The sequence below is a fragment of the Pseudaminobacter soli (ex Li et al. 2025) genome, from assembly GCF_003012705.1.
Taxonomy (GTDB): domain Bacteria; phylum Pseudomonadota; class Alphaproteobacteria; order Rhizobiales; family Rhizobiaceae; genus Pseudaminobacter; species Pseudaminobacter soli.
The window spans coordinates 124,002-149,021 of the sequence record NZ_PXYL01000007.1 but is presented as its reverse complement, the minus strand read 5'-3'; the positions used below and the strand labels follow the sequence as shown (position 1 = coordinate 149,021).

Sequence of the window (25,020 nt, the reverse complement as noted above, 5' to 3'; positions counted from 1 at the left end):
AGTTAGCCCTCCCAGGGCCCGGAATATTCGGAGTAGAGCTTGCCGATATCCGGCCGCGGACGCTCGGGCACGTCGCCGTCAAAGGAGCCGATATGGACAAAGCCGACGACGCGCTCATGCGGCGCGAGGCCAAGGATGCGACGTCCCTCTTCCACGTCCGAATACCAGTTGGTGATCCAGTTGGTCTTGTAGCCGAGGGCGTTGGCCGCAACGATCAGGTTCATGGCCGCCGCGCCGCCGGACAGGAACATCTCCCACTGAGGGATTTTTGGGTTCTCCTTGGGGCTGGAGACCACGCCGATCACCAGCGGCGCGCGCGAAAAACGCGTCAGCTCCTGGTTGCGGCGCCCTTCGGTCAGGGGGCCTTCCCGCCTTTCGGCCAGTTCCGCCAGCTGCTCGCCGATGCGATGGCGCGCGTCGCCGCGACAGACGATGAAGCGCCACGGCTCGAGTCGGCCATGATCGGGCACGCGCGAGGCGATGGTCAGCATGGTCCGGATCTCGGCATCGCCCGGCGCCGGCTCGCGCAGCTCCAGAATGGGAGCCGAGCTTCTGGCCAACATGAATTCAATGATCGGTGACGTCACGATGCATATTCTCCTGGATGTTTTTGGCTGAAGCGCGGCCGATAGGACACATCGGCGGCTCGGGCTGCGAGCGGCTGGGTCAGGGCCCAGAAAGTGCCTTGAAATTGCCACCGCATTCGGCTTCAAACAAGACATGTTTGCCGGATTCTTCAAACATTTAGCGACCATCGCCAGTGCCGCAGTGTTCACACTGTCGCCGCTGGTGAGTTTCGCTGAAGACGGCAACCCCTTGCGCAACCTCAAGCTGCCCGACATCACCGGCTACGCGCCGCCTCACAATGGCAAGCCGCTCGCCCAGCAGGCGGGAGAAGTGACGCTGGCCGCCAAGCTGACGGACCAGAGCGCGGACATAAATCGCGGCCTCATCTGGCGTGTCTTCCGGCCCGATCCCGGCCCGGACGGCAAGCTGCCGCTCGTCGCTTCCGCGCAGGGCGGCACCAGCCTTTTCCACCTGGAGCCCGGCAGCTACCTCGTGCACGCCTCGTTCGGTCGTGCAGGCGCCACCAAGCGCATCACGGTCGGCGCGCAACCAAAGCACGAGAATGTCGTGCTGGATGCCGGCGGCCTGAAGCTCGATGCGACACTGGCCGGCGGCGTACGCATTCCGCCGAACAAGCTGCGCTTTTCGATCTATGAGGCCCAGCCGGGCGCCGATGGCGACCGCCCGCTGATCATTCCCGATGTCAGCCCCAATACGGTGGTGCGCCTCAATGCCGGCGTCTACCACGTGGTCTCGACCTACGGGAACGTGAACGCGGTCATCCGCTCCGACATCCGTGTCGAGGCCGGCAAGATGACCGAGGCGACGGTGGAACACCACGCCGCCGAAGTGACGCTGAAGCTGGTGCGCGAGGAAGGCGGCGAAGCGCTGGCCGACACCTCATGGTCGGTGCTGACCACTTCTGGCGACCCGGTGCGCGAAAGCGTCGGCGCCTTTGCCTCCATGGTTCTGGCCGAAGGCGACTATACAGTCGTCGCCAAGAACAAGGAGCGCATCTATCAGCGCGATTTCACGGTGGTGGGCGGGCGCAACCAGGATGTCGAAGTGATGGCCAACGAGGCCAGCGCCGCCGATCCGAACGACGGTGCCGACTGAAGCCGCTCAGGCGGCCAGCCGCTCGTGCCGTTTTGCCCGGTCCAGTCCAAAGACTTTTCCGTAAAGGAATGCGAGCAGGGCTTTGCGATCGCTCAGATGCTCGACTTCCCGCCAGTGAACCACGTCGCCGATGCGGACACGTATCGACTTGCCGGACATGCGGGCGAATTCTCGTATCAACAGCGAGGTCCGCAAGGTGAGCGATAGCTGGCCGACGAAGCGCGCGACCTTTCCCTCATGTTCGAGCAGGCCCATCGGCCCGCTGACGATGTGGAAAAGACGGCCATTCTGGCCTGAGAAGTGCATCGGGATCACCGAGGCCTTCGCCTCCTGAACCAAGCGCGCCGGAAATATCTTCCAAGGCAGGTCAACCGCCCTGCCGAGCCCTTTTGGCGCGGTGGCAACGCCGCCGCCGGGAAACACCACGATGGTGGTGCCCTCGCGCAGCAGGCGCAGTGCTTCGTGGCGCACGGCGATGTTGTTCTTCAGCGCTTCCTTGGTCTCGTTGAAATCGACCGGAAGCGAGTAAGGCACCATTTCCGGGATTTTCATCAGCTCGGCATTGATGAGCACGCGGAACGGGCGGCCGAGCTGTTCGGCCAGCGACAGCACCGCAATCCCGTCGGCGATGCCGAACGGATGGTTGGCGATGATGACCAGCGGCCCGCCGGGCAGATCAGCCGGCGGCCAGACGCCGTCGTGATGCACCTTGACATTGATGAGGTCCAGCATGCGCCCGAACACCCGGTCGCATGTCGGCACGATGTCGTTGCGCCAGGTGCCATAGAGGCGCGCATAGCGGTCGCGGCCCGAAAGCCCCTCGACCGACCTGATGAACCAGCGCTTGATGCGCGGCTGAGATGAATTTGCGTATGAAAGCTCGGGAAACAGCATGACCATAAGCACAACGCCTGTCATGCAGCTGATTGCCTCAACTGCATGACAGGCGTGTGAAGGTGGCTGTGAGCGATTTACGCTAAGGCCGATATCAGGCGACGGCCTGCTCGCGAGCCCGGCGCAGATCCGGCGCGATGGCCTCGTCGGCCAGCGTTGCGACGGCCTCGTCGAGCGTCATCGACTGCTGGTCGCGCGAGCCGAGCCGGCGAACGTTGACGGTTGCCTCTTCGGCTTCGCGCTTGCCGCAAACGAGAATGACCGGAACCTTGGCCAGCGAGTGCTCACGGACCTTGTAGTTGATCTTCTCGTTACGCAGGTCCGCTTCAGCCGAGACGCCCGCCGCCTTCAGCCGGGCCACGACCTTCTTAGCGTAATCGTCGGCATCCGAGGTGATCGTCGCCACCACCACCTGCAGCGGCGCGAACCACAGCGGGAAATGACCCGCGAAGTTCTCGGTCAGGATGCCGAGGAAGCGCTCCATCGAGCCGCAAACGGCGCGGTGGATCATCACCGGCTGCTTCTTTTCCGAATCGGGGCCGATGTAGAAGGCGCCGAAGCGTTCCGGCAGGTTGAAGTCGACCTGTGTAGTGCCGCACTGCCATTCGCGGCCGATGGCGTCCTTCAGCGTGTATTCGAACTTCGGCCCGTAGAAGGCGCCCTCGCCCGGCAGGATGCCGGTCTTGATGTTGTTCGACTTCTGCTGGATCTGGTCGAGCACCTTCGTCATCACCGCTTCGGCGCGGTCCCAGAGCTCGTCGGAACCGACGCGCTTGTCGGGCCTGGTCGACAGCTTGATGGTGATCTCGTCGAAGCCGAAGTCCTTGTAGACCGACAGGATCAGGTCGTTGATGCGCAGGCATTCAGCCGCCATCTGCTCGTCGGTGCAGAAGACGTGCGCGTCGTCCTGCGTGAAGCCACGCACGCGCATCAGACCGTGCAGAGCGCCCGAAGGCTCGTAGCGGTGCACATTGCCGAATTCGGCAAGCTTGATCGGCAGATCGCGGTAGGACTTCAAGCCATGCTTGAAGATCTGCACATGGCCCGGGCAGTTCATCGGCTTCAGCGCAAAGACGCGCTCGTCATCAGTGTCGTCGCCGGCGACCGTCACCTTGAACATGTTGTCGCGATACCAGCCCCAGTGACCCGAGGTCTCCCACAGCGACTTGTCTAGCACCTGCGGCGCGTTGACTTCCTGGTAGCCGTGCTCGTCGAGGCGGCGGCGCATATAGCTCACCAGCGTCTGGAACATCTTCCAGCCCTTGGCGTGCCAGAACACGACGCCCGGCCCCTCTTCCTGGAAATGGAACAGGTCCATCTCGCGGCCAAGGCGGCGGTGGTCGCGCTTCTCAGCCTCTTCCAACATGTGGAGATACTGGTCGAGCTGCGCCTGTTCGGCCCAGGCCGTGCCGTAGATGCGGGTCAGCATCGGGTTGTTGGCGTCGCCGCGCCAATAGGCGCCGGCCACCTTCATCAGCTTGAAGGCGTTGCCGATCTGGCCGGTGGAAGCCATGTGCGGGCCGCGGCAGAGGTCGAACCACTCGCCCTGCGAATAGATCTTGAGGTCCTGGTCCTCGGGGATCGCGTCAATCAGCTCGACCTTGTAGGCCTCGCCCTTGTCGCGGAACACCTGCTTGGCCTTCTCACGCGACCAGACCTCCTTGGTGAAGGGTTTGTTGCGGGCGATGATCTCGCGCATCTTCTTCTCGATCACCGGAAGGTCTTCCGGCGTGAAGGGCTCGTTGCGCGCAAAGTCGTAATAGAAACCGTTATCGATAACGGGGCCGATGGTGACCTGGGTGCCCGGCCACAGCTCCTGCACGGCTTCAGCCAGCACGTGAGCGGTGTCGTGACGGATCAGTTCCAGCGCGCGCGGGTCGTCACGGGTGACGATCTCGACCTTGCCGGACTTGCCGAGCGGGTCGGAAAGATCGCGCAGTTGGCCATCGATGCTGTAGGCAACCGCCTTCTTGGCGAGCGACTTGGAAATCGACTCGGCCAGGCCCATGCCAGTCATCGCCGCTTCATATTCGCGGACGGAACCATCGGGAAATGTAAGGGAAACAGAATTCAGCAAAGCTCTTCTCCATATCCAGTCCCGCAAACGAGCGCGGGTGGTGAAATGCCGGATTTCACGCATCCGGCGGGCGAGCGGTCTTTTAGGGCGAGTTTTTCGCGTCGTAAAGCACCGGCCGTCAGGAATGGCCTTCTTGCGGCGCTTTCCCGATATGCCAGTAGCGCCAAGGCGCGTACCAGCGGTAACGCGGCACCAAAATCTCGGGCACCCGGTCGATGCCATGAGTGCCCCAGGGACCGCAGCGCATCACGCGGAAAAGCCCCATCCAGCCCCCCGCCCACAGACCGTGCCGGGCAATGGCTTCGTGAGCATATTCCGAGCAGGTCGGCATATGGCGGCAGGAATTGCCGACGAAGCCGGACAGAGTAAGCTGATACAGCCTGACCAGCGACGTGCCGAAAATCCGGCCCGGCGTCTTGCGCCAAGGCCCGGGCCAGTTGCGCCCGCGAGCCACCGGGCGGCTTTTGTGGCCGTCCTGTGCGCCCCCATGGCCGCAAGCATGGTCATGACCGCCAATATTGCCGCTCATCGTCTGTATCGCGCGTGCAAGAAGTTCATGCGTTGTAGATGGCCCGTCTTGCCCGGTTTCGCAATATTTCCGGCGGATATGGCAGGCCGGCTATTACGCCGCACGGACGTTTGGCGAACATTCCCGCATGACTGTCAACCCGGAGTGAACAGTCCGTGCTCCGCCCGATGAATGTGAAGCGCCCGCGGCGCCCCTTATCTGGATTGTCGAACTGATCGCCGCGATCCCCGCGCTCTAAAGGCAATTTCGGAGCGGAGCGGGGCGGTTGCGCTAATGCCATTTGCCGGTCAATCATCCGGCACCCAATCCAGAGGGACATCATGTCGGACAAATTGGAATTCGGGCTTGATACTTTCGGCGACGTCACCGTCGGCACGGACGGGCAGTTGCTGCCGCAAGCCCAGGTCATTCGAAACGTCGTGGACGAGGCCGTACTGGCCGATCAGCTCGGCATCGATTTCATCGGCGTCGGCGAGCATCACCGCAACGATTTTGCCGTGTCGACGCCGGAAACGGTGCTGGCGGCAATTGCAGCGCGCACGGAGCGTATCAAGCTTGGTTCGGCCGTCACCGTGCTGAGCTCGGACGACCCGATCCGCGTGTTCCAGCGCTTCTCCACGGTTGACGCGCTGTCGAACGGGCGCGCCGAGGTCATTCTCGGCCGCGGGTCCTTCACCGAATCCTTCCCCCTCTTCGGATATCGGCTCAACGACTACGAGACGCTGTTCACCGAAAAGCTCGACCTTTTCTCAGCACTGCTGAAAGGTGGGGCTGTCAACTGGCAGGGGTCGATCCGCCCGCCGCTTCAGGACCAGACCGTCTACCCGCCAACCGAGAGCGGCACGCTCAAGACCTGGATTGGCGTGGGCGGCAGCCCGGAATCGGTGGTGCGCGCGGCGCGCTACAACCTGCCGCTGATGCTTGCCATTATCGGCGGCGATCCAAAACGCTTCCGCCCCTATGTTGATCTCTACCATCGGGCGATCGACCAGCTCGGCGGCAGCACACAGCCGATCGGCGTGCATTCACCGGGCTATGTCGCCGACACCGACGAGCAGGCGCGCGAGGAATTGTGGCCGCACTACAAGAAGATGCACGACCGCATCGGCGCCGAGCGCGGCTGGCCGCCGACCACGCAGGTGGCATTCAACTCGGAGGCCGATCTTGGCTCGCTCTATGTCGGCTCGCCGGAAACGGTTGCCCGCAAGATCGCTGCGACCATCAAGGCGCTCGGCAACACGCGTTTCCAGATGAAATATTCGTCCGGACCGCTGCCGCACGAGAAGATGATGCGCTCGATCGAGCTTTACGGCACCAAGGTGGTACCGATGGTGCGCGACATGCTCGCCTGAAACGAAAAGCGCCGGCTCATCGGAGCCGGCGCCTATTCCAAAACTGGGGCCGATGTCGATCAGGCAGCGGCCTCTGCTCGCTGCTTCTCGATCTGCCCGATGCAATCGACCACCGCATCGAAAGTCAGCATGGTCGAGGCGTGGCGGGCCTTATAGTCGCGCACCGGCTCCAGATATTTCAGATCGGCGAAGCGGCCCTGCGGCGGCGGGCCGTTTTCCTTCAGCATCTTCAGCATGGCTTCGCGCACGTGCCGCAACTCGTCTGCGCTGGCGCCCACCACATTGGCGGCCATGATGGACGACGAAGCCTGGCCGAGCGCGCAGGCCTTCACGTCATGGGCGAAATCGGTGACAATGCCGTCTTCCATCTTGAGGTCGACGGTCACGGTCGAACCGCACAATTTCGAATGCGCGGTTGCGGTGGCATCGGGGTGCCCAAGCCGGCCGATACGTGCGATATTCCCGGCGAATCCAAGAATTTTCGCATTGTAGACATCGTCGATCATGATTTTCCAACCCACCGCCGTTTCGGAAACAGACTGTGCCGTTTCAGCATCTTTCATTCACGGCTCAAGGGCTTATATAAGGGTTGTGTTCCGACAACGGCAAGGTAGCGCCCTGCCCAGTCGGACTTCCGTCACGCCGCTTTCGGGCCGGACTCTCCGACATCCCGTAAAAGGCTGTGGTCCGTTCAACTCGTCCCTCCTCTGAGTGGGACTACGGGAGACACCTTTCATGGACGCCGTGATCAAGAAATTGATGCCGAAATCCGAATATCTCGAAAAGCCGGTGACCGACAGGCCGGACCAGGCCGAAGTGGAGGCTGCGGTACGCACGCTGCTGCGCTGGACTGGCGACAATCCGGATCGCGAAGGTCTGGTCGACACGCCCAAGCGCGTCGCCAAGGCATTCCTCGAAATGTTCAACGGCTACGATATGTGCCCGGCCGAAGAGCTTGGCCGTACCTTCGAGGAGGTGGCCGGCTATGACGATCTCGTGCTGGTGCGGGACATCGAATTCCACTCGCATTGCGAGCACCACATGGTGCCGATCATCGGCCGCGCCCATGTCGGCTACCTGCCGGACGGAAGGGTCGTGGGCCTGTCGAAGATCGCCCGCGTGGTCGACATCTTCGCCCATCGCCTGCAGACGCAGGAAGCGATGACCGCGCAGATCGCCAACGTCATCCAGGATGTGCTCAATCCGCGCGGCGTGGCCGTGATGATCGAGGCCGAGCATATGTGCATGGCCATGCGCGGCATCCGCAAGCAGGGCTCCACCACGCTGACCTCGACCTTCACCGGCGTGTTCAAGGACAGCCCGGAAGAGCAGTTGCGCTTCATGACCATGGTGCGCCACGGCAGCAAGTAAGCCGTGCGGCTTTCCCGCCGGCTTCGCAGATCAAGGAGCCGGCGATGACCGCGCTTGAATTCCAACAGTCTCCTACAGACAAGAAGGCGCTCGAAGAGGGCGAAGCTTTCACGCCGCGCTTCGACGCCAACGGTCTCGTCACGGCCGTGGTGACCGACGCCACGGACGGCTTGCTCCTCATGGTCGCGCATATGAACGCCGAGGCGCTGGCGCTGACCATCGAGACCGGCATCGCCCATTACTGGTCCCGCTCGCGCAACTCGCTCTGGAAGAAGGGCGAGACGTCGGGCAATTTCCAGCATGTCGTCGAGATGCGTACCGACTGCGACCAGGACTCGGTCTGGCTGCGTGTAAATGTCTCGGGACATGATGCAACCTGTCATACCGGCCGGCGTTCTTGCTTTTATCGGAAGGTGGAGGGGAAGGACGGCAGCGCCGTTTTGACCGGAGATGGCAGCGAACCGCTTTTCGACGTGAAAAAAACATATCCCGACGCCAATCATTAAGGCCGACGGAAGATTCATTCTTTCGATACGACCCACGCCTACTATTGGGCGCGGGACAAGGGAGATTGCGATGCTCGAATGGGCGTCATTGCGCAACAGGCCTGATATGCGGGAAGCCAACGGCCCCGCTTCTTCCGGTGGTCTGACAGACGCTCAACCCGCCAAGAAATCCGGAATCTCACTGGCATTAGGCGGTGGCGCCGCGCGTGGCTGGGCGCATATCGGCGTTTTGCGCGCGCTGGACGAGGCGGGCATCCAGATCGACATGATCGCCGGCACCTCCATCGGCGCACTGGTGGGCGGCTGCTATCTCGCCGGAAAGCTGGACGAGTTGGAAGATTTTGCCCGCAGCCTGACCAAGCGGCGCATCTTCGGGCTGCTCGATTTTCGCCTCGGCGGCAACGGCCTGCTCGGCGGCATGAAACTGACAGCACGCATGCAGGAACACCTCACCGGCCTGCGCTTCGAAGATCTGCCGAAGCCCTTCGTCTGCGTCGCGGCTGAAATCCGCACCGGCCATGAAATCTGGCTGTCGAGCGGCTCGCTGATCACCGCGATGCGCGCCTCCTATGCCCTGCCCGGCGTGTTCGAGCCGGTGCTTGCCAACAAGCGCATTTTGGTCGACGGCGCATTGGTTAATCCCGTGCCGGTATCGGTCTGCCGCGCCTACGAGCAGCGGCTGGTGGTGGCGGTGAACCTGCATTACGACCTGTTCGGCCGCGCCGCAGTGATCAAGCACAGCGCTGGCGAACTGCTGGTCGAGGACGATGCACCCGCCGGCGGCTCACGCCAGCTCGACGCCTATTCGCGTGAAAGCCGGCTCGGCATTACCGGCGTAATGGTCGAGGCCTTCAACATCATCCAGGACCGCATCTCGCGGGCGCGGCTCGCGGGCGATCCGCCGGACCTTTCGCTGCAGCCCAAGCTTGGTCACATCGGCCTGTCGGAGTTCCATCGCGCCGACGAGGCGATCCGCCTCGGCTACGAGGCAACACAGGCGCAACTAAACGAACTGGCCCGGCTGCAGACGGTGCTTGCCTAAGCTACCGCCGCATCGATGATGCGGAATTGCACGCTCCTGTTGCCGTTCCAGTAGTTGGATGACAACGATCCGGCCATGTGGACCGTGCCGCCACGGCTCTTGAACAGGAAATCGCCCAGAGCCGTATCCGCCGCCCGGAATGCGATCGCCTGAATGCGGCCGCCGCCATCCGAGCGCAGATCCGCGCGGATGTGGGACGTGCCCACCAGCCGCGCATCGACGAGCTTGTGGCGCGGCAGCACGAACACCGGCGCGACATGGCCGGAACCGAAGGGGCCGGCGCGCTCCAGCGTGTCGAGCAGGTTGGTCGTCGCTCCATCCGCCGCAAGCGCGGCATCGATGGGCAGGCTTTCTTCGTCCTGCAGGCGGAACACGTCTGCAGCGGCGCGTTCCTCAAAGAAGGCGCGCAGCTCGCCGAGCTTTTCGCGCTCTATGGTGATGCCGGCCGCCATGGCGTGGCCGCCGCCCTTGACGATCAACCCGCGCTCATGCGCCTCGCGCACCAGCTTGCCGAGATCGAAACCTGAAACCGAACGCCCTGAGCCGGTGCCGACGCCGTTGGCATTGAAAGCGATGGCGAAGGCGGGGCGGCGCGCATGCTCCTTCAGCCGCGAGGCCAAAAGTCCGACAATACCCGGATGCCATTTCGGGCTTGCCGTGACGATGACGGCTGGCCCCTGCCCGCCGATTAGCTCTGCATCCGCCTCGGCGCGCGCCTCGGCCAGCATCTCCTGCTCCATCGCCTGCCGTTCCTGGTTCAGGCGGTCGAGCGTTTCGGCGATCTTGCCGGCCTCGACGGGATCGTCGGTCGCAAGCAGCTTGCTCCCCAACGCCGCGTCGCCAATGCGGCCGCCGGCATTGATGCGGGGCCCGAGCAAAAAGGCGAGATGGAAGGTGTTGATCGGTTCGCCGATGCGCGAGACCCGCGCCAGCGCACCAAGCCCGGCATTGCGCTGCTGCCGTATTGCGACGATGCCTTTGACCACGAAGGCGCGGTTGACGCCGACGAGAGGCACCACGTCGCAAACGGTGGCGAGCGCCACCAGATCGAGCATCGACAGAAGATCGATCTGAGGTAGGTCCGGGCGCACCCTGCGCAGCGCCTTGGCGGTCTGCACCAGCGCCAGGAACACGACGCCGGCAGCGCAGAGATGCCCCTGACCCGACAGGTCGTCCTCGCGGTTGGGATTGACGATGGCGACGGCAGCCTCTGGCAGCGGCCCGCCGACCTGATGGTGGTCGAGCACCACGACATCGGCGCCCGCGTCGCGCGCCGCCTCGATGGCCGCCGCGCTGTTGGTGCCGCAGTCGACGGTGACGATCAGGCGCGCCCCGCGCGACACCAGTTCGCGCATGGCGTCCGGGTTCGGTCCGTAGCCTTCGAATATGCGGTCGGGAATGTAGATTTCGGCCTCGACGCCATAATGCGCCAGAAAGCGCTTCATAAGCGCCGAGGAGGAGGCGCCGTCGACGTCATAGTCGCCGAAGATGGCGACGCGCTCGCGTCGCCCGACGGCCGCCGCGATGCGCTCGGCCGCCTTCTCCATATCGGTCAACGATGCCGGGTTCGGCAGCAGGTCGCGGATGGTCGGGTCCAGAAAGCGTTCGGCGTCGTCTGCCCCCACGCCGCGCCCAGCCAGCACACGCGCCACGATGTCCGGCACGCCATGCCCCTGGGCAATCGCAAGTGCTGCCATCTCCTGGCGTTCGTTCAGCCTATGCTCCCAGGCAAGCCCGGTAGCCGAGCGCCTGACGCCCAGAAAATAACGCTTTTCGGTCGTCATGCGCCCCGTGATCCCTCATCCTTGAGTGCAGGATAAGGGATCGAGCGACAAAGCCAAACAGGCCGGGCCATCGAAGTCGTGGATAGTCCGCCGGGAATTACTGGAACTTCTCCAAATCCTGGTGGCGGGCCTTGATCGAGCGCACCGTCCGCGACGACGAGCGCAGGACGATCGTGTCGGTGGTGATGAAGTTGCGGTCGAACTTCACGCCGGCAAGCATGTTGCCGTCGGTGACGCCGGTGGCGGCAAACAGCACGTCGCCGCGCGCCATTTCCTCAGTGCGGTAGACCTTGTTGGGGTCGGATATACCCATCTTGGCCGCGCGCGCGACCTTCTCGGGGCTATCGAGAATCAGGCGTCCCTGGATCTGACCGCCGGTGCAGCGCAGCGCGGCGGCAGCCAGTACACCCTCCGGCGCACCGCCGGTGCCCATGTAGATGTCGATGCCAGTCTCTTCCGGGTTGGTGGTGTGGATGACGCCGGCAACGTCGCCGTCGCCGATGAGGCGGATGGCTGCGCCGGTGCCGCGCACGGCATCGATCAGCTTGGCATGACGCGGGCGGTCGAGAATGCAGGCGGTGATCTCGGTCACCGGCACGCCCTTGGCCTTGGCGAGGCTGCGGATGTTGTCTTCCGGCGAGGCGTCGATGTCGATCACGTCAGGGCCATAGCCGGGGCCGACGGCGATCTTGTCCATGTAGACGTCAGGCGCAAACAGCAGGCTGCCCTTCTCGGCAATGGCGATGACGGCCAGCGCATTGGGCAGGTTCTTGGCGCAGATGGTGGTGCCTTCCAGCGGGTCGAGAGCGATGTCCACCTCGGGGCCTTCGCCGGCGCCGACTTCCTCGCCGATGTAGAGCATCGGCGCCTCGTCGCGCTCGCCCTCGCCGATCACCACGGTGCCCTTGATGGTCAGGCGGTTCAGCTCGGCGCGCATGGCATCGACTGCCACCTGGTCGGCCGCCTTCTCGTCACCGCGCCCGCGCAGCCTTGCGGCAGCGACGGCAGCGCGCTCGGTCACGCGCACGAGTTCCATGGTGAGGATGCGGTCGAGGCCGGCTGCGTCTCTTTTCGCCATAGCTGATTGTCCCGTAAATGTCGTTGTGCCGTCCCCTGACGGCTCCTGCGATCCTTGTGTCAAAGTGAAATGACAACAGCAAGACCTGCCACACGCACTTGTTGCGACCGGTTGAAACCTCAATCGATTAAGGTGTGGGCAGTGGCGTCCGGCCCGGTTCGATATGACTTGGCGGCGCGATTTTCGGCAGCGTCTTGAAACGAAAAGCGGCGCGAACCGGTGAGGGTCGCGCCGCTTCGGATTCGGCAAATCAGGCCCAGCGAACCGCCTTAATCAGCCCGCTCGATGCGGATGACCTGCGGCTTGTCGATGAGATGACCGTCCTTGGTGATACCTTCGACCGCCTTGCGCACCGCAGCCTCGGTCGTCTCGTGGGTGACGAGGATGACGGTCTTGCTGCCGTCGCCCTCGGCGCTCGAGCCATGCTGGACGATCGATTCAAGCGAGATGTCGTTGTCGGCCATGCGCTTGGCGACAGCTGCGAAGACGCCGACGCGGTCGTGCACCGTGAGCCGGATGAAATAGCCACCGGCGTGGCTGCGCATCTGCGCCTTCTTGTAGGGCTTCAGCTCCTTGGCGGGGCGACCGAAGACCGGGCCATGCTGGAAGCCGGGGCGGCTCTTGGCGATGTCGGCGATGTCGCCGACCACAGCCGAGGCCGTGGCATTGCCGCCGGCACCGGGGCCCGAAAGCAGCAGTTCGCCCAAAATGTCGGTCTCGACCGCCACGGCGTTGGTGACGCCGTGCACCTGCGCGATCACCGAGGAAGTCGGCACCATGGTCGGGTGCACGCGCTGCTCGATGCCAGTCTCGGTCTGCACGGCCACGCCAAGCAGCTTGATGCGATAGCCGAGTTCGCCCGCGGCGCGGATGTCCGCCTGGCTGATATTGCTGATGCCTTCCAGATAGATGCTGTCGGCCGAAATCTTGCAGCCGAATGCAAGGCTGGTGAGGATCGCCAACTTGTGGGCCGTGTCGTGCCCCTCGATGTCGAAGGTCGGGTCGGCTTCGGCATAGCCCAGACGCTGCGCGTCCTTCAGGCAGGCGTCGAAAGACAGGCCCTCAGCCTCCATGCGGGTCAGGATGTAGTTGCAGGTGCCGTTGAGGATACCGAACACGCGCGAGACGGTGTTGCCCGCCATGGCTTCGCGCATGGTCTTGATGATCGGGATGCCGCCGGCCACCGCCGCCTCGTAGTTGAGCAGCACGCCCTTCCTCTCGGCGATCTCCGCCAGCGCCACGCCATGCTTGGCCAGCAGCGCCTTGTTGGCGGTCACGACATGATGGCCGGCCTCGAGCGCGGCCTTCACGCAGGCGAGCGCCGGACCGTCATCGCCGCCGATCAGTTCCACGAACACGTCGATGTCGGCCGACTTTGCCAGCGCCACCGGGTCGTCGAACCACTGGGCCGCGCCGAGGTCGACACCGCGGTCGCGGTTTCGGTCGCGCGCAGAGACGGCGGCAACGATGATCGGCCGCCCACACTGGCGAGTGAGTTCAGCAGCCTTGCTCGACAGAACACGCGCCACCGAGGCGCCGACCGTGCCGAGCCCGGCAATTCCAATACGCAAAGCTTCGGCCATGTCCCGCAGCGTCCCCTCAAATTTTCGATATGTGTTTTTCGTGGATTTCGGTCAGCGTCGCACCGCCAGCGGCACGACATTGTCCGTAGCACCGGCCTCCGTGGCCAGGAAGCGCTTAATGTTGCGCGCCGCCTGCCGGATCCTATGCTCGTTCTCGACCAGCGCGATGCGCACATAGTCGTCGCCATATTCGCCAAAGCCGATTCCCGGAGCGACCGCCACATCCGCCTTCTCGATCAGGAGCTTGGAAAACTCCAGAGAGCCGAGTTTCCTGAAAGGCTCGGGGATCGGCGCCCAGGCGAACATGGTCGCAGCCGGAGCTGGTACGTTCCAGCCGGCGCGCGAGAAGGTGTCTACCATCACATCGCGGCGCTTGTGATAGACGTCGCGCACTTCGGCAATGTCCGAGCCGTCGCCATTGAGCGCGGCGGTCGCCGCCACCTGGATCGGCGTAAACGCGCCGTAGTCGAGATAGGATTTCACGCGCGTCAGAGCTGCGATCAGGCGCTCGTTGCCGACGGCAAAGCCCATGCGCCAGCCCGGCATGGAGAAGGTCTTGGACATGGAGGTAAACTCCACCGTCACATCCATCGCGCCCGGCACTTCCAGTACCGAAGGCGGCGGCGCGCCATCGAAATAGATCTCCGCATAGGCGAGATCCGACAGGATGATGATCTCGTGCTTCTTCGCGAAGGCGACCACGTCCTTGTAGAAATCAAGCGAGGCAACCAGCGCCGTCGGGTTCGACGGATAGTTGAGGATCAGCGCCAGCGGCTTGGGGATCGAGTGGCGCATGCCGCGCTCAAGCGCAGGGATAAAATTCTCGTCCGGCTCGGCCGGCAGCGAGCGGATGACGCCGCCCGACATGATGAAGCCGAAGGCATGGATCGGATAGGTCGGGTTCGGACACAGCACCACGTCGCCGGGCGCCGTGATCGCCTGCGCCATATTGGCGAAACCTTCCTTCGAGCCGAGCGTGGCGACAACCTGGGTGTCCGGGTCGAGCTTCACGCCGAAGCGGCGCGCATAATAATTGGCCTGCGCACGGCGCAGGCCCGGTATGCCACGTGAAGATGAGTAGCGATGCGTGCGCGGATCGCGCACCACTTCGCACAGCTTGTCGACGATCGCGGTCGGCGTCGGCAAATCGGGATTACCCATGCCGAGGTCTATGATGTCGGCGCCCCTGGCGCGGGCGCTAGCTTTTAGCCGATTGACCTGTTCGAAGACGTAAGGCGGAAGCCGACGGACCTTATGAAACTCTTCCATGTCAGTTCCAGCGATTGGCGATCAATGCGTGTGGCGCGGTATATACCCATTGAGAAGGTCGGTCGAGGGCATCATTTGCCCTCGATTTCGGACAAGGTTTTCTGGCCGTGGGTGGCGGCAAGCTTCTTCAGCAAGGTCTCGTCATTCGGCACCTCGCCGCCTCCGCCCTTGGCCGCCTGCGCGTTCTGAACCGCCTTCAGCCCGGCGAGCTTGGCGTTCTTCTCTTCGTCGCTCAGCTGGGGCGCAGCCACCTGCGGCGCGATGTTCAGGTTGGGATAGGTCCCAGTGTTCACCGCCTGCCCCGATGACGCGCTGGACGGCGGCGCCGTCACCAATGGAGCGCTTTCGCTGGTGCTGGCGCAGCCCGAAAGCTGGAACTGGATCGCCAGCACAGCTGCGCCCAGCAAAAGCGCCCGGGAAACGGAAAAAATGCCTTCGCGAGCAAGCTCCGTCATATTAATTCCTCTGCAGCTCTACTACACGTGGACATTGTTGTTGGACCCCACTCCGACGTCTCATTATATTATGGCTACAAAACGCCTTGGGAGGACAAGCGCGAACCATGTCGAAGACAGCCGATTCGGGCAAGACAGGTCCAGAACAGACCTCTTCCGTCGAGCAGTATCTCGTCAAGGATCCCGAACGCTTCGCGCTCAACCTGGCCCGCATGGTCGAGCAGGCTGGCAAGGCTGCCTCGGCCTGGGCCGAGCCCCGCGAAAAGGGCGAACTCCGCGACAGCGTGTCAGAACCGATGACCGACATGGTCAAGACCTTCTCCAAGCTCACCGAGTATTGGCTCTCCGACCCCTCCCGGGCGCTGGAGGCGCAAACGCGACTTTTCTCAGGATATATGAATGTCTGGGCAAATGCGATCCAGCGCATCGGCGCAGGCGACCAGCCTGCGGCCGGTGAAGTGGCGCCCGAGAAGGGCGACAAACGCTTCCAGGATCCTGAGTGGGGCAACAACGCCTTCTTCGACTTCCTGAAGCAGGCTTATCTGGTCACCACGCGCTGGGCGAACGATCTGGTCGAGCACGCCGAAGGTCTGGACGAGCACACGCGCCACAAGGCCGGCTTCTACGTCAAGCAGATCTCCAACGCGATCTCGCCGTCCAATTTCATCCTCACCAACCCCGAGCTGTTCCGCGAGACTGTTGCCACCAACGGTGAGAACCTGGTGCGCGGCATGAAGATGCTGGCCGAGGACATCCAGGCCGGTCATGGCGACCTGAAACTGCGCCAGGCCGACTATTCGCAATTCGAGGTTGGCCGCAACATGGCCATGACGCCCGGCAAGGTAGTGGGGCGCAGCGACGTCGCCGAAATCATCCAGTACGAGCCGACGACCGAAACCGTGCTCAAGCGGCCGCTGCTGATCTGCCCGCCGTGGATCAACAAGTTCTATATCCTCGACCTCAACCCGCAAAAATCCTTCATCCGCTGGGCGGTCGAGCAGGGGCACACCGTGTTCGTGATCTCGTGGATCAACCCCGACGAGCGGCACCGGCTGAAGGACTGGGAAGCCTATATCCGCGAGGGGCTGCAATATGGCCTCGACACTGTCCAGGCGGCGACCGGCGAAAGCGAGATCAACGCCATCGGCTACTGCGTCGGCGGCACGCTGCTTGCCGCGGCGCTGGCCCTGCTCGCCCAGGAAGGAGACGAGCGGATCAAGTCCGTGACCTTCTTCACCACGCAGGTCGATTTCACCTATGCTGGCGACCTCAAGGTTTTTGTTGACGAGGACCAGATCACCGCGCTGGAGCATTCGATGCGCGGCAGGGGCTATCTTGACGGCAACAAGATGGCCACCGCCTTCAACATGCTACGTTCGGGCGATCTCATCTGGCCTTACGTCGTGAACAACTACATGCGCGGCAAGGATCCCGTGCCCTTCGACCTGCTCTATTGGAACTCCGACTCGACGCGGATGAGCGCCGCCAACCATTCCTACTATCTGCGCAACTGCTATCTGGAGAACAATCTCTCGCAGGGGCGCATGGAGCTGGCCGGCCACAATATCTCGCTGCAGGACATAACGATTCCCGTCTATAACCTCGCAGCCCGCGAGGACCACATTGCGCCGGCCCTTTCGGTGTTCCTCGGCTGCAAGTACTTCGGCGGCCCGGTCGATTTCGTGATGGCCGGTTCGGGTCACATCGCCGGCGTCGTGAACCCGCCCGCGCAGAACAAGTATCAGTACTGGACCGGCGGCAAACCGGTTGGCGATTTCGGCGAATGGGTCGCCAAAGCCAAGGAAAACCCGGGCTCCTGGTGGCCGCACTGGCAAAACTGGATCGCCGAAAAGGACGACAGGCGCGTGCCTGCCCGCAAGCCCGGAGAGCACACCCCCATCCTGGGCGAAGCCCCCGGCATCTATGTCAAGGTGCGCGTGTAACACATTGTAATGTGTGGTGAATTGACCCTGCCGCAAAACAGGGCGAAATGGTGGCGCGGCAAACATGTTCTTGCCTTAATTCAACCCTAGCTCGATTCTGGACTTATAAGGGTTGCAGATTCGTCAGGTCTGATACCGGCTGCGGAAGCATTTAACTTCGATTTTGAGAATTGCTGCCGTAGCCAGGGCGTAGCGGCGCCGAAACGACACAAGGGGACGGGTTTGACTCCAGCAGGCACTCGCTTTGCGAAACGGGAAGGCCGTGCCGTTCTGGCTGTACTCTGCTCGCTTCTCCTCGGGTCCTGCACCTCCACAAACGATCCCAATCTCGATTTCGGAGCGCCCGGCTTCAATGCGCAATCAACCGCCGCCCATCCGGCGACGGAAACCGCCGCAGGCGTAGCGGCGCCCGCAACCGCCGAAACAGCCCAGACCACAGATGTTGCCGGCACGGCCCTGGCAACCGTGATGGATGACAGCGATCAGCCTTTGCCGGTGGCTGTCGCCTATCTCCCAACGGCAAGACCGGCGCTGAGCGGAACGGGCACCATATCGCTGCAGCAGGCCGTGGAGGCTGAAGCGGCAGCCGCGCGTCTGGCGGCAGCTGCCCAACAGCCGGCCGAGCAACCGGCAGTACTTGCTCAGGCTCCGGTGTCTGCCGCCAAGCCGGTGGAGACACAAGCCGAAGCCGCGCCCGCGCAACCTGTGCAGGTGGCGTCAGCTGCCGAAATGAACAATCCGGTCTATGTGACTGCCGGAGAACCGCAGAACGCTGCGCCCGAATCTCCGAAGAAAAAAGGCTTCCTCGCCTCGCTTTTCGGCGCGTCTTCCGCGTCGTCGTCGGCGTCGCCGGCCGCTTCGAGCCGCGGCGCGCCCACCACAGCGATAGCCAAGCCGCTTGTCGCCAGCGCCGCGCCCGGCCTGCCGGCGGCCAAGCCGCTGATCGAAGCCACGGCTGCACCCACACCTGTCGAGCCGGAAGCGCCCGCAAAACCCCTCATCCAGCTTGCCTCGGCCGAATCAACGGCAAAGCCGGCTTCGCTTGTTGCATCGACCGGCAGCGACATCGGGCTGCCCGGTGTGCGCCAGACGGCTCTCTTCGAGATTCGGCGCAAGTCGGGGATCGATGACGACAGCGACGTCGACCTTCACGAGGAAGAGGACGGCGGCCCGGTTCAGGTTGCCTCGGCTGCCGGCATGGCGCGCCTGGCCCCCAACGGCCTGCTGCGCCAGAGCGAAAACGTCGACGTCGCCTGCCTGAAGCCATCGCTGGTGCGCATGCTCAAGACGATCGAGCAGCATTATAGCGGCAAGATCGTCGTCACTTCCGGCTATCGCAGCCCGTCCCACAATCGCCGCGCCAGAGGCGCAAAGAACTCGCTGCACATGTATTGCGCCGCCGCCGACATCCAGATCGAAGGCGTCAGTAAGTGGGAGCTGGCCAATTACGTCCGCACCATGCCCGGCCGTGGCGGCGTTGGCACCTATTGCCACACCGATTCCGTGCATGTGGACGTGGGTCCGGAGCGCGACTGGAACTGGCGCTGCCGCCGTCGCAAATAGTCTGCGGAAAAGCTTCGACGTCGCCCGCTTGAATCCGTCGCTGGTGCGCATGCTCAAGACGATCGAGCAGCGCTAGGCGGCTAGATCGTCGTCACCTCCGGCTATCGCAGCCCCTCTTAACAGCCGCCGTGCCAGGGGCGCGAGGAACTCTCGCCGCACATATTTTGCGCCGCTGCCGACATCCAGATCGAAGGCGTCAGCAAATGGGAGCTGTCCAATTGGGGCCGCACCATGCCCGGCACGGCGGCGTCGGCCCTATTGCCACACCAATTTCGTGCATGTGGACGTGCCTCCGGAGCGCGACTGGAACCGCGTTGCCGCCCTCGCAGATGGTCTGCGAAAAAAAGTTGGAAAAGATTTCAAAGACGGGTTGCCGACCACGATTTCGCTGACTATAAGGCGCCCATCAACACCGCGCGCCCATCGTCTAGCGGTTAGGACACCGCCCTTTCACGGCGGTAACAGGGGTTCGATTCCCCTTGGGCGTACCACTCTCCTTCCCCATAAAACTCCAGAATTAGCGACACCGGCAGCACTCAGGCCGGAAGTTCCCTTGCTGTGCCTGAACTCGCAATGCGAGGAAATCCAATGGCTTTGCGGGGGCGCGAGTTCCCCCCTATCCCGGTACGCTGACGCGGCTTAGAACGCAGCGTGCTTCTGTTGAGCTATCCGCGGGGCCGAAGAGAATCGGAATCACCTCGCTCGCCACCGACCACTCGCGATTCGATGACAGATCACTCGCGATTCGCATCATGCGAACTTCTCGCTTTGCGGGAGCGGTGAGCTGCCGAATCCCCCCCGTCCTGTCGCGCGGCATCCTTGATCGGATCCGCATCCGCGTGCTCAGCCGTGTCCGGCATTGAACGGTAGTAAGGCGGGCGCCCGCGATGTATCATAAAAACAACTATGCATTGTGAGGTCCAACGACCCGATGCCGGTGCTCACCTGGGAGGGTGAGGCCATGACCATTGCTCCGACGCTGCAGGCGCATCTCGAACGCAAGGGCGCCGAGTACGACCTGGTCGAGCACAAGCCGACCAGTTCCTCGATCGCAACTGCCCATGCGTGCCACATTCCGGCTGGCTGGCTGGCCAAAGCCGTGGTGCTGCGCGGTCGCGACGGCTATCTCCTCGCCGTCCTGCCGGCCTCCAGTCGCCTTCGTCTAAGCGGTCTCAAGGCGTCTTTAGGAGAGAAGTTCGCGCTCGCCTCGGAGCATGAGCTCGATCAGCTGATTCCGGATTGCACGCATGGCGCGGTGCCCGCGATCGGCGAATGCTACGGGCTGGACGTCATCATCGAAGACAAAATCCTTTCAGCGGCCAGAAGTCTATTTCGAGGGCGGCGACCACGCCACGCTTGTCCACATGAGGCAGGCCCAGTTCGCACGACTTACCGAGGAAGCACCCCACGGACGGTTCAGCGCCCGCTCCAGATAGGGAAAGGAAGCGCCAATGCCTTACAACTGCGCCAATCCTGACGACGTCCTGAAGATCATCAAGGACGAGCAGATCGAGATGGTCGATCTGCGGTTCGTGGACCTGCCCGGTCTGTGGCAGCATTTTTCCGTGCCGCCACAGACGATCACCCCGGACAGCTTCGCCGATGGCATCGGCTTCGACGGCTCCTCCATCCGCGGCTTCCAGGAAATCCAGGAAAGCGACATGCTCGTCGTGCCGGATCCGACCACGGCGTTCCTGGACCCGTTCACCGAGGCGCCGACGCTGGTCATGATCTGCAACATCCTGGATCCGATCAACGCCCAGCCCTACAGCCGCGACGCCCGCTACATCGCCCAGAAGGCCGAAACTCACCTCACGGCAACCGGGATCGGCGATACCTCCTATTTCGGCCCCGAGCTCGAATTCTTCGTCTTCAACGAGGTCCATTACGACCAGGGCACCAACTACGCCTACTATGACATCGACGCGACCGAGGCGAACTGGAACGGCCACGAGGGATTGGGCCTCGGGCACAAGCTGCGTCCAAAAGAAGGCTATTTCCCCGTGCCGCCGGCCGACACTTTGCAGGACGCCCGCACAGAAATGGTGAGGCTTCTGGAAGACATCGGCATTCCGGTCGAAGCGCATCACCATGAGGTAGCGACCGGGGGCCAGGGCGAGATCGACATGCGGTTCGCGAGCCTGACGCGCATGGCCGACAATGTGATGATCTACAAATACGTCGTCAAAAACGTTGCCCGCAGCCGTGGCATGACCGCCACCTTCATGCCCAAGCCCCTGTTTGGCGACAACGGCTCGGGCATGCATGTGCACCAGAGCATCTGGCAGAACAGCCGCCCGATCTTTGCCGGCGACGGCTATGCCGGCTCCAGCGACCTGATGCGCTATTACATCGGTGGGTTGCTCAAGCATGCGCCCGCCCTGCTCGGCATCTGCGCCCCGACCGTCAATTCCTACCGGCGACTCGTGCCCGGCTTCGAGGCACCGGTCAATCTGGGCTATTCGCGGCGCAACCGTTCGGCCGCGTGCCGGATCCCGATGTATACGCCCGACCCCAAGGCCAGGCGCGTGGAGTTCCGTTGCCCTGACCCTTCCTGCAACCCGTATCTGGCCTTCGCGGCGATGCTGATGGCAGGCATCGACGGCATTCGCACCCGTCTCGATCCGGGCGAGCCGATCGACAAGAACCTCTACGATCTGCCGCCGGTGGAACGTGCCCGCATCCCTTCGACACCGGGCTCGCTCGATGCCGCGCTTGACGCGCTGCAGGCGGACGACAAATTCCTGCTTTCGCACGACGTGTTCACCATCGACGTCCTTGAGACCTATATCGGCTACAAGCGCGCACACGACGTCGAAGAGATGCGCATAAGGCCGCATCCTTACGAGTTCGTGCTCTATTACGACGTGTAACCGACGATGAGGTCTCGGTGGAACGGTGCTGCGTCGAGCCTTGGCAATGGTTCGCACTACGTTGAAAAACATCGTGTTTTCAGGGCAAGCGGTTGACGATGTTCTTCCCGAAAAATTAGTATGACTTTTGAGAGGACCTCCGCCAGGGAAGAGAAAATTCATGACCATCAGACTGGGCCTTGTCGGCCTTGGGAAGATCGCGCGCGACCAGCATCTTCCGGCCATCGCGGCGACGGAAGGCATCGAACTTACCGCCATCGCGAGCCGCAATGCCGGGCTGCCGGACCTGCCCTATTTCCACGACGTCGACGCGCTTCTGGCAAGCGACACGGCGGTCGACGCTATTTCGCTCTGCACGCCGCCGCAGGGGCGCTTCGAGCAGGCGCTGGCCGCCCTTGCCGCCGGCAAGCACCTGATGCTGGAAAAGCCGCCCGGCATGTCGGTAGCCGAAGTCGAGGCGCTCGGCCGGATGGCGCTCGACAAAGGTCTGACGATCTTCGCCACATGGCATTCGCGCGAGGCTGCGGGGGTCGAGCCGGCCCGGGCGTTCCTGGCAGACAAAACCATCCGCTCCGTACGCATCGACTGGAAGGAGGACGTGCGCCACTGGCACCCCGGCCAGCAATGGATCTGGGAGCCCGGCGGCCTCGGCGTCTTCGACCCCGGTATCAATGCCTTGTCGATCGTCACGCGCATCCTGCCGGAGCCGATGCATCTCGTTGCCTCGACGCTGGATTTTCCGGAAAACCGCCACGCGCCGATCGCCGCCTCACTGGCCTTCCGCACGATGTCGGGCGCGCCCGTCGAAGCGGAATTCGACTGGCGCCAGACTGGCCCGCAGACCTGGGACATACGCGTGGCGACCGATGGCGGCGAACTGGTGCTCTCGCATGGTGGAAGCCGGCTTGCCATAGATGGCGTGCAGCGCATGGCCGAGCCCGACAGGGAATATCGCAATCTCTATCGGCGTTTCGTCGAGCTTGTCGGCACCGGCGGCTCAGATTTCGACCTGTCGCCACTGATCCATGTGGCGGATGCCTTCCTGCTTGGGCAACGGCGCGTCACGGACGCCTTCCACGACTGACTGTGAGGCGCGCCCCGGCGCCGCCGCTGCCCCCCAAAAAAAGACCGCATGGCTGACCCGGATCTAGTCAGCGAGGGCCAGCCATGCAGTGGGGCAAGTATCGTGTTCGTCTACTGCTATTCAAGCGTCCCGCCGGAAAGGCGGCACGCACCTCCGTCTCAGTGACTATCTCTACCGACCGGCGCGCCGCGGCAACCGCGCAGGAAGTCGAAATCCGCGCCCGTGTCGGCACCCTGAACATGGGTGTGGAAGATCTGCATGTAGCCGCCCTGTGGCGCCGGCGTGTTCGGCGTCCACGCGGCAAGGCGCGCCTGCAGTTCTTCGTCCGATATGTCCAGATGGATGCTCCGCTCGGCCACGTCTATCTCGATCATGTCGCCGTTTCTGACGACCGCCAACGGGCCGCCGACGGCCGCCTCGGGCGAGGTGTGCAGCACCACCGTGCCATAGGCCGTGCCGGACATGCGCGCGTCTGAAATACGCACCATGTCGGTGATGCCCTTCTTCAGCACCTTGGGCGGCAGGCCCATATTGCCGACCTCGGCCATGCCCGGATAACCCTTCGGACCGCAGTTCTTCATGACCATGACGCAGGTCTCGTCGATGTCGAGTGCGTCGTCATTGATCTTGGCCTTGTAGTCGTCGATGTCCTCGAAGACGACCGCGCGGCCGCGATGCTTTAGGAGATGCGGCGAGGCCGCCGACGGCTTCAGCACCGCGCCATTGGGCGCGAGATTGCCCTTCAGCACCGCGATGCCGCCATGCTGCGTCAGCGCCTTTTCAGTCGGCAGAATGACGTCCTCGTTGTAGTTGGCGACGTGCTTCACCTCATGCCAGATCGTCTCGCCGGAAACGGTCAGCGCATCCTTGTTCAACAGCCCGGATTCGCCGAGCCGCTTGATGACGACGGGCAGACCGCCGGCATAGAAGAATTCTTCCATGAGATATTTGCCCGACGGCATGAGGTTGACGATGGTCGGAACCTCGCGGCCGAGCCGGTCCCAATCGTCGAGCGTCAGATCGATACCGACGCGGCCGGCGATCGCCAGAAGGTGGATCACGGCGTTGGTCGAGCCGCCAATCGCGCCGTTGACGCGGATGGCGTTCTCGAAGGCATCGCGAGTCATGATGTCGGACGGCTTCAGATCATCCTTGACCATCTGCACGATGCGCCGGCCGGTGAGTTGCGCCATCACGCGGCGACGGGAATCGACGGCCGGAATGGCGGCATTGCCGGAAAGCGCCATGCCCAGCGCCTCGGCCATCGAGGCCATGGTGGAGGCCGTGCCCATGGTGTTGCAGGCGCCCGTCGAGCGGCTCATCGAGGCTTCGGCCTCGAGGAATTCGGCTTGCGTCATCTCGCCTGCCTTCACGGCTTCCGAGAATTTCCACAGATGCGTGCCCGAACCGACGCGCTCGCCCCGGAACCAGCCGTTGAGCATCGGCCCGCCGGTGACGACGATGGAGGGCAGGTCGCAGGAGGCAGCAGCCATCAGCAGCGACGGCGTGGTCTTGTCGCAGCCCACCAGCAGCACGCAGCCGTCGATCGGCTGGCCGCGGATCGCCTCTTCCGTGGCCAATGCCGCGAGGTTGCGGAACATCATCGCGGTGGGACGAAAAGTGTTCTCCGATGCCGAGAAGACCGGCACTTCCACCGGGAAGCCGCCGGCTTCCCACACGCCTGCCTTCACCTTTTCGGCAAGCTCGCGCAGATGGCCGTTGCAGGGGGTGAGGTCGGACCATGTGTTGAGGATGCCGATCACCGGGCGACCGTCGAACAGGTCGTGCGGATGGCCCTGGTTCTTCAGCCAGCCCCGGTGATAGATGACGTCGCGGCTGGTGCCGCCGTACCATTCCTGCGAACGCAGCTTGCGCGGCCACGGCTTGGGCGTGAAACGGCTCATTATCGGCCTCTCTTTCCTGGTCTGTCGGTC

General features: G+C 63.3%; 21 protein-coding genes and 1 tRNA gene. 11 read left to right on the top strand and 11 right to left on the bottom strand.

Annotated elements, in window-relative coordinates; translation table 11 throughout:
• Window positions 1-2: 2 nt before the first annotated feature.
• On the bottom strand, window positions 3-587 hold the full coding sequence (locus tag C7I85_RS15650; RefSeq protein WP_106724924.1) for a nitroreductase family protein: 585 nt from the start codon (window positions 585-587) through the stop codon (window positions 3-5).
• 133 nt (window positions 588-720) lie between these two features.
• On the opposite strand from C7I85_RS15650, the gene C7I85_RS15645 reads away from it, so the two are divergent.
• The gene (locus C7I85_RS15645; RefSeq protein ID WP_106724923.1) at window positions 721-1,683 is read left to right on the top strand and encodes a hypothetical protein; all 963 of its coding nucleotides are present in this window, start codon (window positions 721-723) and stop codon (window positions 1,681-1,683) included.
• 6 nt (window positions 1,684-1,689) lie between these two features.
• Here the strand turns inward: C7I85_RS15645 and C7I85_RS15640 are convergent, their stop codons facing one another.
• From C7I85_RS15640 to yidD, 3 genes are all read right to left on the bottom strand, one after another.
• Window positions 1,690-2,577, bottom strand: a complete 888-nt coding sequence (locus tag C7I85_RS15640) for a 1-acyl-sn-glycerol-3-phosphate acyltransferase (protein WP_106725099.1) — start codon at window positions 2,575-2,577, stop codon at window positions 1,690-1,692.
• Window positions 2,578-2,671: 94 nt separating this feature from the next.
• Complete coding sequence (gene thrS / locus C7I85_RS15635) at window positions 2,672-4,654, bottom strand: threonine--tRNA ligase (RefSeq protein ID WP_106724922.1); 1,983 nt, start codon at window positions 4,652-4,654, stop codon at window positions 2,672-2,674.
• A gap of 118 nt (window positions 4,655-4,772) precedes the next feature.
• On the bottom strand, window positions 4,773-5,183 hold the full coding sequence (gene yidD / locus C7I85_RS15630) for a membrane protein insertion efficiency factor YidD (protein WP_106724921.1): 411 nt from the start codon (window positions 5,181-5,183) through the stop codon (window positions 4,773-4,775).
• Between the two features lie 320 nt (window positions 5,184-5,503).
• On the opposite strand from yidD, the gene C7I85_RS15625 reads away from it, so the two are divergent.
• Window positions 5,504-6,535 (top strand): LLM class flavin-dependent oxidoreductase, encoded by a 1,032-nt coding sequence (locus C7I85_RS15625; protein WP_106724920.1) that lies wholly within the window; start codon window positions 5,504-5,506, stop codon window positions 6,533-6,535.
• Window positions 6,536-6,594: 59 nt separating this feature from the next.
• On the opposite strand, the gene C7I85_RS15620 is transcribed toward C7I85_RS15625, so the two are convergent.
• Window positions 6,595-7,041, bottom strand: coding sequence for an iron-sulfur cluster assembly scaffold protein (locus C7I85_RS15620; protein ID WP_106724919.1), 447 nt, complete (start codon window positions 7,039-7,041; stop codon window positions 6,595-6,597).
• Between the two features lie 229 nt (window positions 7,042-7,270).
• Here C7I85_RS15620 and folE point away from each other — a divergent pair, with 229 nt between their 5' ends.
• The 3 genes from folE (at window position 7,271) to C7I85_RS15605 (ending at window position 9,454) form a co-directional block, all read left to right on the top strand.
• Window positions 7,271-7,906 carry a GTP cyclohydrolase I FolE gene (folE, locus tag C7I85_RS15615; RefSeq protein WP_106724918.1) on the top strand — a complete coding sequence of 212 codons (636 nt, stop codon included), beginning with the start codon at window positions 7,271-7,273 and terminating at the stop codon, window positions 7,904-7,906.
• 44 nt (window positions 7,907-7,950) lie between these two features.
• The gene (hisI, locus tag C7I85_RS15610) at window positions 7,951-8,412 is read left to right on the top strand and encodes a phosphoribosyl-AMP cyclohydrolase (RefSeq protein WP_106724917.1); all 462 of its coding nucleotides are present in this window, start codon (window positions 7,951-7,953) and stop codon (window positions 8,410-8,412) included.
• A gap of 70 nt (window positions 8,413-8,482) precedes the next feature.
• Window positions 8,483-9,454 carry a patatin-like phospholipase family protein gene (locus C7I85_RS15605; protein ID WP_106724916.1) on the top strand — a complete coding sequence of 324 codons (972 nt, stop codon included), beginning with the start codon at window positions 8,483-8,485 and terminating at the stop codon, window positions 9,452-9,454.
• Here C7I85_RS15605 and recJ read toward each other — a convergent pair.
• The 5 genes from recJ to C7I85_RS15580 form a co-directional block, all read right to left on the bottom strand.
• Window positions 9,451-11,238, bottom strand: coding sequence for a single-stranded-DNA-specific exonuclease RecJ (gene recJ, locus C7I85_RS15600; RefSeq protein WP_106724915.1), 1,788 nt, complete (start codon window positions 11,236-11,238; stop codon window positions 9,451-9,453). The two genes, C7I85_RS15605 and recJ, sit on opposite strands and share 4 nt — an antisense overlap.
• A 97-nt stretch (window positions 11,239-11,335) precedes the next feature.
• On the bottom strand, window positions 11,336-12,316 hold the full coding sequence (glpX, locus tag C7I85_RS15595; RefSeq protein WP_106724914.1) for a class II fructose-bisphosphatase: 981 nt from the start codon (window positions 12,314-12,316) through the stop codon (window positions 11,336-11,338).
• 269 nt (window positions 12,317-12,585) lie between these two features.
• A complete protein-coding gene (locus C7I85_RS15590) occupies window positions 12,586-13,899 on the bottom strand; it encodes a homoserine dehydrogenase (RefSeq protein ID WP_106724913.1) in 1,314 nt (437 codons plus the stop codon).
• Between the two features lie 51 nt (window positions 13,900-13,950).
• Window positions 13,951-15,168, bottom strand: coding sequence for an LL-diaminopimelate aminotransferase (locus tag C7I85_RS15585; RefSeq protein ID WP_106724912.1), 1,218 nt, complete (start codon window positions 15,166-15,168; stop codon window positions 13,951-13,953).
• A 71-nt stretch (window positions 15,169-15,239) separates the two neighbouring features.
• Window positions 15,240-15,623 carry a hypothetical protein gene (locus tag C7I85_RS15580; RefSeq protein WP_106724911.1) on the bottom strand — a complete coding sequence of 128 codons (384 nt, stop codon included), beginning with the start codon at window positions 15,621-15,623 and terminating at the stop codon, window positions 15,240-15,242.
• Window positions 15,624-15,730: 107 nt separating this feature from the next.
• On the opposite strand from C7I85_RS15580, the gene C7I85_RS15575 reads away from it, so the two are divergent.
• The 6 genes from C7I85_RS15575 to C7I85_RS15550 all read left to right on the top strand — a co-directional run bounded on the left by C7I85_RS15575 (window position 15,731) and on the right by C7I85_RS15550 (window position 23,086).
• On the top strand, window positions 15,731-17,566 hold the full coding sequence (locus C7I85_RS15575; protein ID WP_106724910.1) for a PHA/PHB synthase family protein: 1,836 nt from the start codon (window positions 15,731-15,733) through the stop codon (window positions 17,564-17,566).
• A gap of 222 nt (window positions 17,567-17,788) precedes the next feature.
• Complete coding sequence (locus tag C7I85_RS15570; protein WP_245444964.1) at window positions 17,789-19,129, top strand: YcbK family protein; 1,341 nt, start codon at window positions 17,789-17,791, stop codon at window positions 19,127-19,129.
• A gap of 416 nt (window positions 19,130-19,545) precedes the next feature.
• Window positions 19,546-19,620, top strand: a tRNA-Glu gene (locus C7I85_RS15565).
• Window positions 19,621-20,090: 470 nt separating this feature from the next.
• Complete coding sequence (locus C7I85_RS15560; protein ID WP_342587307.1) at window positions 20,091-20,606, top strand: aminoacyl-tRNA deacylase; 516 nt, start codon at window positions 20,091-20,093, stop codon at window positions 20,604-20,606.
• Window positions 20,581-22,002 (top strand): type I glutamate--ammonia ligase, encoded by a 1,422-nt coding sequence (gene glnA / locus C7I85_RS15555; protein ID WP_106724909.1) that lies wholly within the window; start codon window positions 20,581-20,583, stop codon window positions 22,000-22,002. The genes C7I85_RS15560 and glnA overlap by 26 nt, the downstream gene beginning before the upstream one ends.
• A 160-nt stretch (window positions 22,003-22,162) precedes the next feature.
• Entirely contained in the window at window positions 22,163-23,086 is a 924-nt protein-coding gene (locus C7I85_RS15550; protein ID WP_106724908.1) for a Gfo/Idh/MocA family protein, read from the top strand.
• A gap of 158 nt (window positions 23,087-23,244) precedes the next feature.
• Here C7I85_RS15550 and araD read toward each other — a convergent pair whose 3' ends face one another.
• Window positions 23,245-24,990 (bottom strand): L-arabinonate dehydratase, encoded by a 1,746-nt coding sequence (gene araD / locus C7I85_RS15545; RefSeq protein WP_106724907.1) that lies wholly within the window; start codon window positions 24,988-24,990, stop codon window positions 23,245-23,247.
• Between the last annotated feature and the right edge of the window lie 30 nt (window positions 24,991-25,020).

What these genes read in the sequence shown, in the direction of transcription:
- C7I85_RS15560 (WP_342587307.1), top strand. Translation starts at nt 20,091, where the DNA reads ATGACCATTGCTCCGACGCTGCAGGCGCATCTCGAACGCAAGGGCGCC.
- C7I85_RS15605 (WP_106724916.1), top strand. Translation starts at nt 8,483, where the DNA reads ATGCTCGAATGGGCGTCATTGCGCAACAGGCCTGATATGCGGGAAGCC.
- recJ (WP_106724915.1), bottom strand. Translation starts at nt 11,238, where the DNA reads ATGACGACCGAAAAGCGTTATTTTCTGGGCGTCAGGCGCTCGGCTACC.
- folE (WP_106724918.1), top strand. Translation starts at nt 7,271, where the DNA reads ATGGACGCCGTGATCAAGAAATTGATGCCGAAATCCGAATATCTCGAA.
- glpX (WP_106724914.1), bottom strand. Translation starts at nt 12,316, where the DNA reads ATGGCGAAAAGAGACGCAGCCGGCCTCGACCGCATCCTCACCATGGAA.
- glnA (WP_106724909.1), top strand. Translation starts at nt 20,581, where the DNA reads ATGCCTTACAACTGCGCCAATCCTGACGACGTCCTGAAGATCATCAAG.
- hisI (WP_106724917.1), top strand. Translation starts at nt 7,951, where the DNA reads ATGACCGCGCTTGAATTCCAACAGTCTCCTACAGACAAGAAGGCGCTC.
- C7I85_RS15640 (WP_106725099.1), bottom strand. Translation starts at nt 2,577, where the DNA reads ATGCTGTTTCCCGAGCTTTCATACGCAAATTCATCTCAGCCGCGCATC.
- C7I85_RS15625 (WP_106724920.1), top strand. Translation starts at nt 5,504, where the DNA reads ATGTCGGACAAATTGGAATTCGGGCTTGATACTTTCGGCGACGTCACC.
- C7I85_RS15645 (WP_106724923.1), top strand. Translation starts at nt 721, where the DNA reads ATGTTTGCCGGATTCTTCAAACATTTAGCGACCATCGCCAGTGCCGCA.
- C7I85_RS15575 (WP_106724910.1), top strand. Translation starts at nt 15,731, where the DNA reads ATGTCGAAGACAGCCGATTCGGGCAAGACAGGTCCAGAACAGACCTCT.
- C7I85_RS15590 (WP_106724913.1), bottom strand. Translation starts at nt 13,899, where the DNA reads ATGGCCGAAGCTTTGCGTATTGGAATTGCCGGGCTCGGCACGGTCGGC.
- C7I85_RS15580 (WP_106724911.1), bottom strand. Translation starts at nt 15,623, where the DNA reads ATGACGGAGCTTGCTCGCGAAGGCATTTTTTCCGTTTCCCGGGCGCTT.
- yidD (WP_106724921.1), bottom strand. Translation starts at nt 5,183, where the DNA reads ATGAGCGGCAATATTGGCGGTCATGACCATGCTTGCGGCCATGGGGGC.
- C7I85_RS15585 (WP_106724912.1), bottom strand. Translation starts at nt 15,168, where the DNA reads ATGGAAGAGTTTCATAAGGTCCGTCGGCTTCCGCCTTACGTCTTCGAA.
- C7I85_RS15620 (WP_106724919.1), bottom strand. Translation starts at nt 7,041, where the DNA reads ATGATCGACGATGTCTACAATGCGAAAATTCTTGGATTCGCCGGGAAT.
- araD (WP_106724907.1), bottom strand. Translation starts at nt 24,990, where the DNA reads ATGAGCCGTTTCACGCCCAAGCCGTGGCCGCGCAAGCTGCGTTCGCAG.
- C7I85_RS15550 (WP_106724908.1), top strand. Translation starts at nt 22,163, where the DNA reads ATGACCATCAGACTGGGCCTTGTCGGCCTTGGGAAGATCGCGCGCGAC.